Genomic DNA, 15,049 nt, shown 5'->3' on the forward strand with positions numbered 1-15,049 from the left:
ATGGCTCCCTGTCGATTCTACGGGGCGGCTCTGGAAGGAACCCGCGCGCGCAGGAGCCCCGCGGCGTGCACGCCGACGCCCACCGCCGGCCCGACCACGAGTGTGAACGCGAGTCGCCACGTGAACGGAAGTGGCACCAGTGCCACGGCCACCATCACGACCGAGGAAACGACCCAGCCTGCAGCGAACAGCCTGTGGGAACCAAGCGCCAGGACCGCTGCGCCGGTGACGCACAGCACCGCCACCAGCCCGGCGGAGAGCAGGGACGCCACGATGGCGGCGGTCTCCGGCAACGTGTATTTGGGCACGACCGCCGCGACGACTCCCGGACCCCAGATCGCCACGACCACCGCGAGGAACCCGGCCACGCCCAGGATCACGGCGGAGATGAGCAACACGCGCCGGTTCGCTCGAGCGGGTTCCGTGCGGAAGCTCACCGTGAGGTAGCTCTGCAGCGCGAGCATGGGGCTGATCAGGGGTGCTCGGACCACGGTGACCAGAAGGATGGACCCCGCGACGAGACTGGCCGGGACGGCGTGCCCGATGGCGCCGATGAGCAGAGGCAATCCCGAAACCATCAGTCCCGTGGAGGTCGCCGCCACCACGGTGTGCATGGTGTTGCGCAGCAAGCCCGCTACCGGGGTGTCGAGAGCGAGACGAGTGCGCAGGTCGCCTCGGAACCGATACCCCACGATGACGGCCGCGAAGACGAACGGGACCGCGACGGCGAACATCAGGGGTATCAGATCTGGAGTGCGGCCGAGCGCGACTGCAGCGATCACCACCACTCCCACGGTGACCGTGCGGAGCACCGGATCCGCCAGGATCGACCAGACGACCCCTGACCACCGACGCATCCCATACATGGCGCCCGCCACGGCGGCGAGGACCGCGTAGCCGACGACACCGACCGTGAGCGCGATCACCACTCCGACGATCTCGACACGCATCACGGCCACGGCCACCGCGACGCCGACGATCACTGACACGCACAGCGAAGCCGTCGCGACGATGGTCGCGTAGCGCCGCAGGACCCCGCCGGATGCGGCGCGTCCCTCGACCGGCGCCGAGGCGCGCGTGACCTCCTGCTGCACGCCGGAGCACGCGGCGACGCAGAGGAACAGAGTCGCCCAAAACGTGCTGAACTGCACGTACGTCGTGCTGTCGACGATGAGCGGAACGGCGAGCTGGAGCGAGTAGCCGAGAATGCTCGTCAAGAGCATCGCTGGAACGAGGGATCGCAAGCCGCTGCGCGCCTGTGCACCCGCAGCCGCCTCAGCCATCGCATGCCTCATCCACGACAGGCCATTCTAGCCGCGCACTCCGGAGGCACCGCGGTCGCGGAAGCCGCGCACAGCGCGACCGTCGACCCCGCGCGGCGATCGGCTCAGCGCTGACGACCGGGGGGGTCGGACTGCGGATCGCTCTGCGATTCCGGGCTGCGCAGCGCGATCTGTCGTGCGAGCTGAGTGATCTGCGCATCCTGGGCCCGGCGCTTGCGGACCGTCGTGAGCGCGTTGGCGACGAACACGATGATGAACGCGTAGAGGAGCAGGTCGGTCCCTCGTCCGACGCCGACCGCGACAGCAAGGTTGTTGACCACCTCGGGGAACACGACCGCGTACACGGCGGCGACGAGCAGCAGCAGAAGGGTGATGGTGCGCATGGCCTGGGTCCGCGCGGACCCGCCGGGCTTGAGGAGGATGACCGCGAAAGCGACGAAGGCTGCGACCAGCAGCGCCTTGATGATGATCTGATCGAACATGCGGCCCTACTTGACGAAGAGTTCGCTGAGGATGTTGACGGAGTTCCACAACGACTGGCCCTTCGAGCGGGAGTAGTCGGTGTAGACGATGTGCACGGGCTGCTCCGCGTAGCGCAGATGGTTCGACCCGATCTGCGCCACGATCTCACTGGCGTGAGCCATGCGGTTCTGCTTGATGTTGAGCGAGAACGCCGTACGCAGGTTGAACGCGCGCAATCCGTTGTGCGCGTCCGTGAGGCGAACCCCCGTCGAGATGCGCTCGAACAGCACAGCGAGGCGCAGCACGAGCTTCTTGAGCGCGCTCGCATTCGTGCGTGCGTCGAGGAATCGTGAGCCGACGATGATGTCGTACGGCTCCGCGCGGAGCCTCTCGACCATCGCCACCGCGTCGGAGACCTGGTGCTGACCGTCGGAGTCGAAGGTGACGAAGTACTGCGCACCCGGCTGCTCACGGGCGAACTCGATGCCCGTCTGCAGCGCCGCGCCCTGCCCGAGATTGATGGGATGCCGCAACACCGTCGCGCCACCGGCGAGCGCCTCTGCGATCGAGTGGTCGGTGCTACCGTCATCGACGCACACGATGTTCGGGAAGGTGAGCCTGGCGTCGGCGACGACGTCCCGGACCACGCTCGCCTCGTTGAACAGCGGCACGATCAACCACACATCGTCGTTGCTGCTCGCGACGTCCATGTTCTCCTCGATCTGACTTCTCACCGGTTCCTTGTTCCGGGGCCGCGGTGGCGCATGACGGTCTCCGCACGCACATCCAACTGGACTCGCTCGCCGTAACCCCACGACGACCACTCATCGATAGTGCCGATGGGCGACTCGAGCGCCCATCGCACGGTCGCGCCAGGTTGCCTTTTGCTCCGCAGCCGCGCCTTGGGCCGTACACCTACTCGGCTGGGACCGTCCGCGCTGCGCGCGGAAGCACAGCACAACCGGCCCCTCTAGGGTATACGACGACGACCTGAGCGGAACGTGTACGTGCTCGACGGCGTCAGTAGGTGATACCTATATGCACGGCGAGCACGACCCCGACGGCCATGAGCACGCCCGCGTAAGCGAGCGTGATGCACGTCGTGACTCGATTGCGCAGCATGTAGCCGCCGACCACGAGCACCGCGGGAATGACCCCCGCGCCATATCGCGCGGGCAGCGGGAAGTATGTGCCCGTCGTCACCCACATGAGGATCGCGAGCATGGGCAACGCGGCGACGGAGCCGATCGCGGTGGCCCAGATGACCGGGCCGCGTTCGGCATCCCACGGGATCACCATGAGTGCGCCGATGACCGATGCGATCGCCAGCCAGGTGAGCGGCATGAAGAGCATCCCGAACAGCGGCGTGCTGGCATAGCCGGCGAACGGGTTGTGTGTGATGGGACCTGCGATGCCACTCATGGCCAGACCGACAAGCTGGGAGCCCGTCAGCGGCACCGTGACGCCCTGATCGACGATCACGTCACTGACGGCCAGGAGCGGGACGAGCCGCATCCAGACGACCTGCACCACGGCGGCGAGCGCGGCGGCGAGCAGCACAGGCAACCACATCCGGCGCGACGGCGCAACCGCAGCCGACTCGTCGGAGGTCCCCGACTTCCTGCGAAGCCACCATCGCGCCACCGTGTCGATCAGCAGGTAGAGGAGCCCCACCCCGAACACGAGGAGGTTCGTGATCTTGAAGATCGGGGCGAGCACTCCGAGGGGCACGAGCCACCACGGGGAGAGCCGCCCCTTCCTCGCCTCCATGGCGACCAGGAGCACTGCGGCACCGAAGGGTACGACGCTGACATCCGTGCTCACGTAGGTGTTGGTCCACCACACGTATGGCGAGGCGATGAAGACCACCCCCAGCGCCAGGGCCGCGAGGTTCGACGCACCCGCTCGACGCAGGAGGGTCGAGAGGAGCAGGACGGTGCCGATCAGCCAGACCACGCCGCTCATCCGCCACGAGGACACCTCGCTGAGGCCGGTCAGGGCGTGGATGGGATCGCCGATGATCCGCACGGTCCAGAAGTAGACCGGCGTGTACCCGGAACCGGTCGTGTAGCCGCCGTTCGGGAGCGCCTCGAGGTTCACCGTGTCGGAGCCGCACTCCTGCCCCAGTGCACCGTGGGGGACGACGGTGTCGCATCCCACACGGTGGGCGATGTCGGGGCCGAACTTCTCTCCCTGATGCACCAGCCCCTGATCCCAGACCTTATACGTGTAGTCGAGGTAAACCGTCTCGTCGATGGGAGACTCCGCGTCGCCGTGCAACAGCGTGACGGCGCCGCCGTAGACGGCTGCGACGAGGACCAGGGTGAGGGCCACCCAATGCTTCAGCGCCCATCGCCGGATCTTGGTGGAAGTCTGCGGGACGCGGTCCTGATCAGTCACCACACAGGCTCCTATTCCTCGAAGTACGGTCGTGGGCACGGTCGGCGCCCCTGATATCTTGCCCTGTCCGGGACCGTGGCCGAGCACGCCTGTACGGACATGCCGGCGGCGGCGCGACCTCGGGCGTCCCGCGGGATCTGAACTAGCATCAAATCAAAAGAGACTGGGGAGGTCCTGTTGCGCGTTCTCGTCACCGGCGGCGCCGGCTACATCGGCAGTCACACCGTCGTCGCGCTCCTTGAGCGCGGCCACGATGTGACCATCGTCGACAGCTTCGTGAACAGCTCCCCTGTCGCCGTCCAGCGCATTACCAAGATCACCGGGCGAACCCCCGCCTGCTACGGCTTCGACATCCGTGACGATGGTGCCCTGCGCGAGGTCTTCGCGGCGGCTCGTCCCGAGGCGGTCATCCACTTCGCGGGCCTTAAAGCTGTCGGAGAGAGCGTCACCGAGCCGCTGCGGTACTACGCGCACAATCTCGACGCGACGTTCTCGCTCCTTCGGGTCATGAGTGAACATGACGCCCGGCGCCTGATCTTCTCGTCCTCCGCGACCGTGTACGGGGGCGGGCAGGAACCCCCGTATGCCGAGGACGACGGCCCGTTCGAATCGACCAATCCTTACGGGCAGACCAAGGCGATGCTCGAGCGCATCCTGTCCGACGTGGGCGTCGCGGATCCGCGCTGGAGCATCGCCGTCCTGCGGTACTTCAATCCGATCGGAGCTCATCCGAGCGGCCTCATCGGCGAGGACCCGAACGGCATCCCCAACAACCTTGCGCCCTATGTGTCGCAGGTCGCAGTCGGGCGCCTGGACGCCGTCACCGTCTTCGGCGACGACTACCCCACCGCCGATGGCACAGGAGAGCGCGACTACATCCATGTCGACGACCTCGCCGCCGGTCACGTCGCCGCCCTGACCTGGGTCCTCGCCAACACCGGACTGCGCACCTGGAACCTCGGCACCGGTGTCCCGACGTCGGTGCTGGAACTGATCCACGCCTTCGAAGAGGCGAGCGGCAACACCATCCGCTACCGCATCGGTCCCCGGCGCGCCGGAGACCTGCCCCGGGCGTGGGCGGACGCCGACCGCGCGAACCGCGAACTCGGGTGGCATGCGACCCGCTCTGTCGCCGACATGGCGAGGGACGCCTGGCGGTGGCAGGCGAAGAACCCGAACGGCTTCGCCGAGCCGTCCACGGAGGAGATCCGGACCTCACCTGTCTGACACGCTCGATGAGGCGGTCACGGCCTAGGTCGTCAACGCCGCCGGTCGATCGACGGACGAGCGACGATATCGAATCCCGTCGCGCAAACCACGGAAGAAGGCCGCGATCTTGCGCGGCCGGTCCTCTTCGAAGAGGAGGACCTTCGCCCACGCCTTCACGAAATACGACATGTCCTCCCAGAACCACGACCCGAACCCGTACCGCCGGATGAGGATGACCCGGTTCCGTGACATGTAGTACTGGCGCATCGGCGTGTAGTCCGCCACGAAGAAGTCGCGTCCAAAGATCCGGCGCGGCACCGCACCGCCGAACCTGTGGTCGAGCACGACATCGAATGCCTTGAGATTCTTCAGACCCCGTCGCCCGGCGCGCAGGCTGATGTCGTGGTCGACGTAATCGATGAAGAGGCTCTCGTCGTGGAAGCCGATACGCTCCACGACCTCCCGCGCGAACAGCGCTCCCGAACTGATGAGCGTCTCGCGCACCTCGATCCCGGACCCGCGTTCGCGGTGGAAGACGTGGCCTGTCACTCCCGAGCGCAGCGCAGGGCCGACGATGCCTGCCCCCGGGCCGAAGGCACGGTACGCATTCACGAGTCCGTCGACGAGCCCATCGGGCGCGGTGCTGTCCTGGTCGAAGATGATCACGTATCGGTGGCCGGCCTCGAACGCGCGCCGCATCCCGGAGTTGAATCCCGCCGCGACGCCGACGTTGCCTGGCTGATCAATGACCTCGACGCCCGGAATGGTCCTCGCCTGATCGAGGACGGCGGATTCGACGTCAGGCGAGTTGTTGACGACGAACACCGCCGACACCTGCGGCGCGAGGGCCAGGATGTTGTCGATGAGCGACGCCTCGGGGTGGTATGCCAGCACGACGGCGCCGACGGTCTCGCTGTGGCCGCCGTTCGTCGCATCGCCGATGCTCTCGCCCCTGTCCGTCACGCCACCGATTGTCTCAGACACGGTCCGGCTCAGCGCCGCCCCTGTCCGAGCGCCTTCAGGAGGTAGGCGCCGTAGCCGCTCTTCACGAGCGGCTCCGCACGCGACCGCAACTCGTCGTCCGAGAGGAAGCCCATACGCCAGGCGACTTCCTCGGGGCAGCCGATGGAGAGCCCCTGGCGCTTCTCCACCGTCCGGATGAAGTCGGTGGCCTCGCTGAGGGAATCAAAGGTTCCGGTGTCGAGCCAGGCGGTTCCGCGCGGCAGCAACTCGACCTGGAGCGCCCCCTTCTCCAGGTAGACCTTATTCACATCCGTGATCTCGAGCTCGCCGCGAGGCGACGGCTTGAGGCTCTTCGCGATGTCGACCACGTTGTTGTCGTAGAAGTAGAGGCCGGGCACCGCGTAGTTGCTCTTGGGCGTGGCCGGCTTCTCCTCGAGCGAGACGACGCGCCCATCGGCATCGAACTCCACCACGCCGTACGCGGTCGGGTCGTCCACCCAGTAACCGAAGACGACACCGCCGTCGAGATCGGCGTACTGACGAAGGCGCGAGCCCATTCCCTGCCCGTAGAAGATGTTGTCGCCGAGGACCAGCGCGACGCTGTCGCTGCCGATGTGCTCCTCGCCGAGGATGAACGCCTGCGCCAGGCCGTCGGGTGAAGGCTGGGTCTTGTACGCGAGCGAAACGCCGAAGCGCTCTCCATCGCCGAGCAGACGCTGGAACTGCGCGGAATCCTGCGGCGTCGTGATGATGAGGATGTCCCGGATCCCGGCGAGGATCAGCGTGGACAGCGGGTAGTAGATCATCGGCTTGTCGTACACCGGTACCAGTTGCTTGGAGATGCCGAGAGTGATGGGATGAAGCCGCGACCCGGTGCCGCCGGCGAGGATGATGCCACGCATTGCTCTAGTCTCCGGCATCCGCCGCCGCCCTCCAAACTCCATGGCGGGGCCGGGACCGGCGGCGCCTCCGAGGTACCCTATTGGGATGCGGAAACTCCTCGTGACCGGCGGAGCCGGGTTCATCGGCTCGAACTTCGTCCACCACGTCGTCGCCCACACCGACCACCGCGTGACGGTTCTCGACAAGCTCACCTACGCCGGCAACCTCGCGTCCCTGGCCGGACTTCCCGAGGACCGTCTGAGCTTCGTCAAGGGGGACATCGCTGACGCCGCACTGGTGGATGAGCTCGTCGCGGACGCGGACGCGGTGGTCCACTACGCCGCGGAGTCGCACAACGACAACTCGCTCAACGATCCGCGCCCGTTTCTCGACACGAACATCATCGGCACGTACACGCTGCTCGAGGCGGCGCGGCGCCACGAAACCCGCTTCCACCACATCTCGACCGACGAGGTGTATGGCGACCTCGAGCTCGACGACCCCGAGCGTTTCACGGAGAGCACGCCCTACAACCCGTCCAGCCCCTACTCGTCGACAAAGGCCGGAAGCGATCTTCTCGTCCGCGCCTGGGTGCGCTCATTCGGGGTGCAGGCGACGATCTCCAACTGCTCGAACAACTACGGCCCGTATCAGCACGTCGAGAAGTTCATCCCGCGCCAGATCACCAACGTCGTCCGCGGCATCCGCCCGAAGCTTTACGGCAAGGGCGAGAACGTGCGCGACTGGATCCACGCCGACGACCACTCGTCCGCCGTGCTCACGATCCTCAACAAGGGCCGCATCGGCGAGACCTACCTCATCGGGGCCGACGGCGAGAAGAACAACAAGGACGTGGTCGAGCTGATCCTCACCCTCATGGGACAGGATGCCGACGCCTACGACCACGTCACCGACCGCGCCGGCCACGACCTCCGCTACGCGATCGACTCGACGAAGCTGCGCGAGGAGCTCGGCTGGCAGCCGGCGTACCGCGACTTCGAGGCGGGTCTCGCCGCGACCATCGACTGGTACCGCGCGAACGAGGAGTGGTGGGCGCCCGCGAAGGACGCGACCGAGGCTTTCTACGCCACGAAGGGTCAGTGATGACCGAGTTCGGCAAGGCGCTCACCGCGATCGAGACCCCCATCCCCGGTCTCGTCGTCTGGGAGCTTCCGGTTCACGGCGACAGTCGAGGCTGGTTCAAGGAGAACTGGCAGCGCGCGAAGATGACGGCCGCGGGCCTGCCCGATTTCGGCCCCGTCCAGAACAACATCTCGTTCAACGATGCGGTCGGCACGACCCGCGGGATCCACGCGGAGCCGTGGGACAAGTTCGTCTCGGTCGCGACCGGTCGCATCTTCGGGGCGTGGGTCGATCTGCGCGAGGGCCCGACCTTCGGCGCGGTCTTCACCACCGAGATCGATCCCTCCCGCGCGATCTTCGTGCCGCGAGGCGTCGGAAACGCCTACCAGACGCTCGACCCCGACACCGCCTACGTGTACCTGGTGAACGACCACTGGTCGCCCGAAGCCGCATATACCTTCCTCAACCTCGCCGACGAGACAGCGGCGATCGACTGGCCGATCTCACTGGACACGGTCGAGATCTCGGCGAAGGATCTCGCCCACCCGCGGCTGGCCGACGTGACGCCCATCCCTCCGCGCAAGACGCTCGTTATCGGAGCGAACGGACAGCTGGGTCGCGCGCTGCAGGCCGAGCTCGGAGACCACGCTCACATCGAGTACGCGACGCGCGCGGAGCTGGACCTCACGACCTCCGGGCTCGCCGTCGCGAGGCGCTGGCGAGACTACGACGTCGTGATCAACGCGGCCGCCTACACCGCGGTGGACGGCGCGGAGAGCCCCGAGGGCAGGGCGACGGCCTGGGCAGCCAACGCGACGGGCGTTGCCGCGCTCGCACGGGTCGCGGCTGAGAACGGTGTGACGCTGGTGCACGTCTCGAGCGACTACGTCTTCGACGGCGCTCTCGAGCGCCCCTATCGCGAGGACGACCCCGTGTGCCCCCTCGGTGTGTACGGTCAGACGAAGGCCGCCGGCGATGCGGCGGTCGCGACCGCACCCAAGCACTACATCGTGCGCACCTCCTGGGTCATCGGCGAGGGCAGGAACTTCGTACGCACGATGGCCTCCCTCGCAGAGCGCGGCGTCGATCCGAAGGTTGTCGACGACCAGGTCGGACGCCTCACATTCACGGACGACATCGCCCGTGGCATCGTGCACCTGCTCCGGTCGGAAGCCCCGTACGGGGTGTACAACATCACCGGTGGTGGCCGGCCCGTTTCGTGGGCGGACATCGCACGCAGCGTCTTCGAACGGACCGGCCACGACCCCGCGCGCATCACGGGCGTCTCGACCGACGACTACTTCGCCTCGGCAGCGGGACCGATCGCACCGCGGCCGCGCAACAGCGTGCTGGACCTCGGCAAGCTGGAAGCGACCGGGTTCGAGGTGCGCGACGCGGACGCGGTGCTCTCCGCCTACCTCACCGACTGAGAATCGCTCCAGGCGACTGTCCCTGGCGGGCGGCGAGGCCGTGCGCTCACGCCCAGTCGCCGTCGGTGAGACGCGGGCGCTGCCCGCATGAAGCCCTGCCGTCAGTCGGCTTCATGCGGAGGGGTGGCCCGCGCTAAGGGGTGACCGTGATATTCCCCGTCGACGAGCTCCACGTCACCGACCCGCCTTGGAAGGTCTGCAGGAGGCCGGTGCTCGTCGCCGTCGACGCCCCCGTGGGATAGCGCAGGAACCCCGTCTCGTACCCGTTCGCGCGCCAGTACGCCCTGATGTCGCCGTACGTCTCCCACGCACCCGTCGCCGCAGTCCAGCTGATCGCACCGTTCTGGAAGTCCTGATAGCAGCCGCCATCCTTCGTCCCGCACGTATACGCACCCACCGGATAGCCCAGCACACCGGTCTCGAACTTCAACGCCTGCCACCGCGCACGAACCGGACCGTACGTCTCCCACGCACCCGTCGCCGCAGTCCAGCTGATCGCACCGTTCTGGAAGTCCTGATAGCAGTTCTCTCTCCCTGGCGTCCAATCGCAGACCTCGGCTGCCACGGGACTGCCGAGGACGCCCGCCTTGCCCCCCAAGGCTGCCCAGCGGGCCCCCATCGCACCGAGGACCACGAACCCCTGCGTAGAACCGAACCAGTCCGTGAAAAACTGATAGAAATTGCGGTTTCCGTACGATGCGCAGATATCGCTGGAGGCACCATAACCTGCGCGGATCGCGGCGGCATTCGGCTGGTAGGGCGTGTAATAGTACAGGTTCGCCGTCGCCTGGTTTTGGATGTATACGGGTGCGGATCCGCACTTATCGACCCACTGCCCATTCACAAGGAACAGGGGGTGCCAAAGGACACTCCACGACTTCCCCGGGGCGTACCAGGTGAAGTACTTGCTCGTACCAGGCGGATTCCCATAACGCTTCATCTGCCAGGCCGCCCCGTAAACCTGGTTGAAGAACCCGAGATACCGGGCATCGCAGTCCCCCGTGTCCGGGCAAGCCTGGCCCATCGCCTTTAGGTAGCGGAAGTCGCTAGGCCAGACGTGCGTAACGAGGCTCTGCTCTTTCTCAAGCATCACGAGCAGGACCTGCGGGTTGATGCCGCAGGCCTGCGCGACTTTATAGATGATGCGTGAGGCCCGCTCGCTCACGCCGCCCGCATACGCCGAGCACATGGGATCCGCTGCTGTCGTGCGCGAGATGTCGTACTTGTCGCGAAGACATGTGTACCCGGCTTGGCAGCGCGGCACCTTCTGCTCGAGAAACGTCTGGATCTGCGTCTCTGTCATGGCGTCCTTGGCGAAGAAGACCTCGTCGCTGATGATGTTCCCTGGCTGGAACTTCGAGAGGTCGGCGGTCACCACTCTTCCGGAAGGAGCTGAGGCGGCAATCACGGAATCCGACACGGCCGCGCCGCTTGAGGTGGCAGCACTCGGGTCGCTTACGAGGACTCCGGCGACGATCGTCGCGATGGCAAACAGCGCTGTTATCGCCCCCCGTGCACGCGAACGTGCGCCAACCTTCATAGCCCCCGCCATGGGACCAGTGTGGCCGATGTGGCGAATGAGTACAACATTTGTCGGAGCTAACCCGAAACGAACCCGTCACGGGCTCTGCTGTGAAGTCCTACAGCTCCGCGTGCAGCGCCCACACCTTGTCCGCGGCACCGCGCCACGAGAACGCGCGCCCACGATCGCCGGCGAGCACACCGAGCCGATCGGCGGCGGCTGTCGTCCCGAGGGCCTCGGCCAACGCCGAACCGAGTCCGGAAGCCAGCGACGCCGAATCCGCGCCTTCCACCAGCACTCCCCCGTCGAGGACGACCTCCTCGTGCACGGACGACGCCGCGGCGATCACCGGCACGCCGAGCGTCAATGCGTCGACGACGCGCCACGGGAAGGCGGCACGGCGCGACGGCGCCACCAGCGCGACCGCACCGCCGAACACAGCTGCCCGGTCCACGACCGGGAGCACGCCGCGCACGTGCAGGCGACGCTCCGGGATGCCGGCAGCAGAGGCGAGATCGGCGACAAGCGGCTCGTGTCCCTCTTCGACGTCCAGCACGACGACGGGCAGGTCGACCCCGGATGCCGCGATCGCGACGAAACCGGCATCCAGTCCTTCCGAGGCAAGCGGTCCGCCCGCAACCATCACGAAACCCTCCGGGAGGCCGAGCGACCGTCGGCGCCCCACCTCGTCCACGGGCACCGCGAACCCGAGCGGGGACGCTCCGGCGATGACACGAAGCCGATCCCCCAGACCGGGCGCGATCTCGCGCAGCCGGGCGGCCAGCGAGTGGGTCGGCGCGACCACGGCGTCGGCGTGCTTGACCGCACGCTTCAGCATCGCCTTGTGCCAGGCCGCGACCCCGCGCGGAAGCTCGGCGGGCGACTCCCACGGCCGCAGGTCCCACATGCTGACCACGGTCTGGTCGTGATCGTGCACGCGGTCGTGGCGCACCAGCGGGGCGAACAGCGAGGGCGAGTGGATCATGCCGCCGCCGATGCCGGTGCCGACGCCCAGCTGCAGGGCGGCCGAAAGCTCGCGGCGAGGCAGGGCCGTGCGCCGCACACCGGCGATTCCCGGCACGGCGTCCTCCAGCGATGCCGGTCCGGCGGGCGCGATCGCCTCGACCTCGCAGCCGGCGGGCGCGCCGAGCACGAGGGCGCGTGCCAGCTCGCGCGAGGCCTCGACGAGGTCGGGGTCGGTCGGTGTGACGAGCTGGTCGAGGACGACACGGAGGGTGGCGACCACGATCAGCCCCCGGCCGACGGGGTCGGAGTCGGAGGGTGCAGCTTCGACTGGATCATCTCGGCGATGTACGCGTAGTCGGGTGCGAACTCGTCGATGCCGCCAGCGGGCGTCAGCTCGATCGTCTGGACGGGCTGTTCCTTGGCCTTCAGCGCGAGGTCGGCGAGCGTCGGGATGAGCGACTGGGGCAGATCGGTCTTGACGAGGTCCGTCCCCGCTGCGACGACCTCGTTGAAGCGCGTCAGCACGACGTCGGGCTTGAACTGGGCGAGGATCGCCTGCTGCAGCTCGCGCTGGCGCCGCATGCGGTCGAAGTCGCTCGTCGTGTAGCGCGAGCGGGCGTACCACTGAGCGGTGTCGCCGTCCATGTGCTGCTGGCCCGGCTCGATCCAGCCGATCGCCCATGCGTCGACGTCGTGCGGGTCGACGCCCTCGGGCGGTCCACCCTTCGGCAAGCGCTCGGTGACGTTGATGTCGACCCCGCCCAGGGCGTCGACGAGCGACGCGAACCCGTGCATGTCGATGAAGACGTAGTACGGGATCTTGATGCCGAGGATGCCCTCGGCCGCGTCCTTCGTCGCCTCGACGCCGGGCTCCGACGCCTCAGAGATCGCCTTCGGGTACAGCTTGTTCCCGTCCTGGCACACCTCGACCTCGGTGCGCAGCTGGTTGATGCCGCTCCCCCACCCGCACGTCGGGTCGGCGTGACCCTCGTGCCCGTTCGGGTAGCGGTCCTTCATCGGTCCGTCGGCGAACGGGAAGTTCGGCATGTCGCGGGGGATGCCGGTGATCGTGGTGGCGCCCGTCTCGGCGTTGATCGACACCACCGAGATGCTGTCGAACCTCATCGAGTCGCGGCCTTCGCCGCTGTCGGCTCCCAGCAGCAGGATGTTGTAGTAGCCGTCGTCGGGAGGGACGACGGGTCCGGTCGCGCGGAAGAGCCCGAAGCCGCTGCGCACCGAGCCGACGGCGCTCTGCGCGTAGGCGGCGGTGCCGCCCGCGACGACCATGAGCGCGATCGCCACGAACGCGATGCCGAACCGGGCCCAGCGGCCGGTCTTGACGAGGCGCACGAGGCGCAGCGTGTCGATCGCAAGCACGATCCACAGCACGCCGTACGCGATGAGGGCGCCCTGCGCGATGAGCAGCGGAAGCGGGCGCAGCAGCCCCAGCCAGTCCGGCAGCCACGCGCCCGTGATGATGCTGAGGCCGGCGGTCGGCGCGAGCAGGGCGAACAGCAGCGCCACGACGAGCGCCGTCCACATCACGAGCGTGGCGCCGAGCCCGAACTTGCCGAGCCGGCGGTTGCCCGCGACAGCCTGCGCCGACCCGGGGATGAGGAAGTTCAGGACGACCAGCCACCAGCCGCGTCGCGTCATGAACGCGCGGGACGAGACATCCGGATGCCGCAGCGGTCGCTCCTCGATGACGGAGGCCGCGGCGGGGCGGGCCGTCTGACGCGGCGGGCTGGCGATGCTCACAAGGACTCCTTGAGCCGCCGGTTCTTCAGCTCGACCTGGGCTTCGAGGTCGCGGGCGTACGCCTCCACGCGATCGGCGATCGCGGGGTCCGCGGCGCCGAGGATGCGGGCGGCCAGCAGCCCCGCATTCTTGGCTCCGTTGATCGAGACGGTCGCGACGGGGATGCCGGCGGGCATTTGCACGATGCTGAGCAGCGAGTCCATGCCGTCGAGCGTCGTCAGCTGCACGGGCACGCCGATGACGGGGAGCGCGGTCACCGATGCCAGCATGCCCGGGAGGTGCGCCGCTCCCCCGGCGCCGGCGATGATGGCGCGCAGGCCGCGGCCGCGCGCCTCACGGCCGTAACGCATGAGCTTGTCGGGGGTGCGGTGGGCCGACACGACCTCGACCTCGTGCGGGATTCCGAAGTCCGTGAGCGCCTGCGAAGCGTCGCTCATCACCCGCCAGTCCGAGTCGGAGCCCATGACGACCCCGACCAGCGGTGTCTCGGAGGAGTGCAGGGGGGATTCGAGCGCGCCGGTCACCCGTCAAGGGTAGGGGTGATGGCTGGAAATCCCCCGCAACGGCGCGGCTCGTCCGGCGTCAGTCCAGGAAGACGGATGCCGCAGCGCGGGCCTGGTAGGCGACGTCGTCGAGGTCGTCCCCGATGACGTTGACGTGCCCGACCTTGCGCCCGGGCCGGGGCGCCTTGCCGTACGTGTGCACCTTGGCCTGCGGGTGCTCGGCCATCGCGGCGGCGAAGCGGGCATCGAGGCCGCCCTCGGCGGGACCGCCCAGGATGTTGACCATCACCGACCACTCGGCGACAGGGTCCGTGTCGCCCAGCGGCAGGTCGAGCACGGCACGCAAGTGCTGCTCGAATTGGCCGGTGACGGCGCCGTCCTGGCTCCAGTGGCCGCTGTTGTGCGGACGCATCGCGAGTTCGTTCACGAGCAGCCGGTCGTCGGTCGTCTAAAAGAGCTCGACCGCGAGCATGCCGGTGACGCCGAGCCCCTCGGCGATCGCGACGCCGATGCGCTCGGCGACGTCGAACAGGCGATCGCCGGCATGCGGGGCGGGGGCGAGCACCTCGGCGCACACACCGTCGCGCT

Annotated in this window: 13 protein-coding genes and 1 pseudogene; 3 read left to right on the forward strand and 11 right to left on the reverse strand. The window is 67.8% G+C overall.

Annotated features, from left to right (window positions below; genetic code table 11):
* Positions 1-17: 17 nt before the first annotated feature.
* The 4 genes from ACTHNQ_RS01240 to ACTHNQ_RS01255 form a co-directional block, all read right to left on the reverse strand.
* Positions 18-1,217: a hypothetical protein gene (locus ACTHNQ_RS01240; RefSeq protein ID WP_440330626.1), complete on the reverse strand. Its 1,200-nt coding sequence runs from the start codon at positions 1,215-1,217 to the stop codon at positions 18-20.
* A 170-nt stretch (positions 1,218-1,387) separates the two neighbouring features.
* Positions 1,388-1,765 (reverse strand): DUF2304 domain-containing protein, encoded by a 378-nt coding sequence (locus ACTHNQ_RS01245; protein WP_440330627.1) that lies wholly within the window; start codon positions 1,763-1,765, stop codon positions 1,388-1,390.
* A gap of 6 nt (positions 1,766-1,771) precedes the next feature.
* The gene (locus tag ACTHNQ_RS01250; protein ID WP_440330637.1) at positions 1,772-2,455 is read right to left on the reverse strand and encodes a glycosyltransferase family 2 protein; all 684 of its coding nucleotides are present in this window, start codon (positions 2,453-2,455) and stop codon (positions 1,772-1,774) included.
* 310 nt (positions 2,456-2,765) lie between these two features.
* The gene (locus tag ACTHNQ_RS01255; RefSeq protein ID WP_440330628.1) at positions 2,766-4,145 is read right to left on the reverse strand and encodes a hypothetical protein; all 1,380 of its coding nucleotides are present in this window, start codon (positions 4,143-4,145) and stop codon (positions 2,766-2,768) included.
* 177 nt (positions 4,146-4,322) lie between these two features.
* On the opposite strand from ACTHNQ_RS01255, the gene galE reads away from it, so the two are divergent.
* Positions 4,323-5,372, forward strand: coding sequence for a UDP-glucose 4-epimerase GalE (galE, locus tag ACTHNQ_RS01260; protein ID WP_440330629.1), 1,050 nt, complete (start codon positions 4,323-4,325; stop codon positions 5,370-5,372).
* A 24-nt stretch (positions 5,373-5,396) separates the two neighbouring features.
* Here the strand turns inward: galE and ACTHNQ_RS01265 are convergent, their stop codons facing one another.
* Complete coding sequence (locus ACTHNQ_RS01265) at positions 5,397-6,317, reverse strand: glycosyltransferase (protein WP_440330630.1); 921 nt, start codon at positions 6,315-6,317, stop codon at positions 5,397-5,399.
* 29 nt (positions 6,318-6,346) lie between these two features.
* Positions 6,347-7,219, reverse strand: coding sequence for a glucose-1-phosphate thymidylyltransferase RfbA (rfbA, locus tag ACTHNQ_RS01270; protein ID WP_440330631.1), 873 nt, complete (start codon positions 7,217-7,219; stop codon positions 6,347-6,349).
* An 85-nt stretch (positions 7,220-7,304) separates the two neighbouring features.
* Here rfbA and rfbB point away from each other — a divergent pair, with 85 nt between their 5' ends.
* Positions 7,305-8,303 (forward strand): dTDP-glucose 4,6-dehydratase, encoded by a 999-nt coding sequence (gene rfbB, locus ACTHNQ_RS01275; RefSeq protein WP_440330632.1) that lies wholly within the window; start codon positions 7,305-7,307, stop codon positions 8,301-8,303.
* Positions 8,303-9,712 (forward strand): dTDP-4-dehydrorhamnose reductase, encoded by a 1,410-nt coding sequence (rfbD, locus tag ACTHNQ_RS01280; RefSeq protein ID WP_440330633.1) that lies wholly within the window; start codon positions 8,303-8,305, stop codon positions 9,710-9,712. The genes rfbB and rfbD overlap by 1 nt, the downstream gene beginning before the upstream one ends.
* A 133-nt stretch (positions 9,713-9,845) precedes the next feature.
* Here the strand turns inward: rfbD and ACTHNQ_RS01285 are convergent, their stop codons facing one another.
* From ACTHNQ_RS01285 to ACTHNQ_RS01305, 5 genes and pseudogenes are all read right to left on the reverse strand, one after another.
* A complete protein-coding gene (locus tag ACTHNQ_RS01285; RefSeq protein WP_440330634.1) occupies positions 9,846-11,087 on the reverse strand; it encodes an LGFP repeat-containing protein in 1,242 nt (413 codons plus the stop codon).
* A gap of 265 nt (positions 11,088-11,352) precedes the next feature.
* The gene (locus ACTHNQ_RS01290; protein ID WP_440330635.1) at positions 11,353-12,480 is read right to left on the reverse strand and encodes a glycosyltransferase; all 1,128 of its coding nucleotides are present in this window, start codon (positions 12,478-12,480) and stop codon (positions 11,353-11,355) included.
* Between the two features lie 2 nt (positions 12,481-12,482).
* Positions 12,483-13,958, reverse strand: a complete 1,476-nt coding sequence (locus ACTHNQ_RS01295; RefSeq protein ID WP_440330636.1) for an LCP family protein — start codon at positions 13,956-13,958, stop codon at positions 12,483-12,485.
* Complete coding sequence (purE, locus tag ACTHNQ_RS01300; protein WP_440330638.1) at positions 13,955-14,422, reverse strand: 5-(carboxyamino)imidazole ribonucleotide mutase; 468 nt, start codon at positions 14,420-14,422, stop codon at positions 13,955-13,957. Before purE ends, ACTHNQ_RS01295 begins: the two co-directional genes overlap by 4 nt.
* 118 nt (positions 14,423-14,540) lie before the next feature.
* Positions 14,541-15,049, reverse strand: a pseudogene (locus ACTHNQ_RS01305) (ATP-grasp domain-containing protein); the annotation flags it as partial.

The sequence above is a fragment of the Microbacterium sp. genome, assembly GCF_051953575.1.
In the GTDB taxonomy this organism is placed as follows: domain Bacteria; phylum Actinomycetota; class Actinomycetes; order Actinomycetales; family Microbacteriaceae; genus Microbacterium.

Coding starts and splice junctions, on each gene's coding strand:
- ACTHNQ_RS01245 (WP_440330627.1), bottom strand. CDS start 1,765: ATGTTCGATCAGATCATCATCAAGGCGCTGCTGGTCGCAGCCTTCGTC.
- ACTHNQ_RS01250 (WP_440330637.1), bottom strand. CDS start 2,455: ATGGACGTCGCGAGCAGCAACGACGATGTGTGGTTGATCGTGCCGCTG.
- rfbA (WP_440330631.1), bottom strand. CDS start 7,219: ATGCGTGGCATCATCCTCGCCGGCGGCACCGGGTCGCGGCTTCATCCC.
- rfbB (WP_440330632.1), top strand. CDS start 7,305: ATGCGGAAACTCCTCGTGACCGGCGGAGCCGGGTTCATCGGCTCGAAC.
- rfbD (WP_440330633.1), top strand. CDS start 8,303: ATGACCGAGTTCGGCAAGGCGCTCACCGCGATCGAGACCCCCATCCCC.
- purE (WP_440330638.1), bottom strand. CDS start 14,422: ATGGGCTCCGACTCGGACTGGCGGGTGATGAGCGACGCTTCGCAGGCG.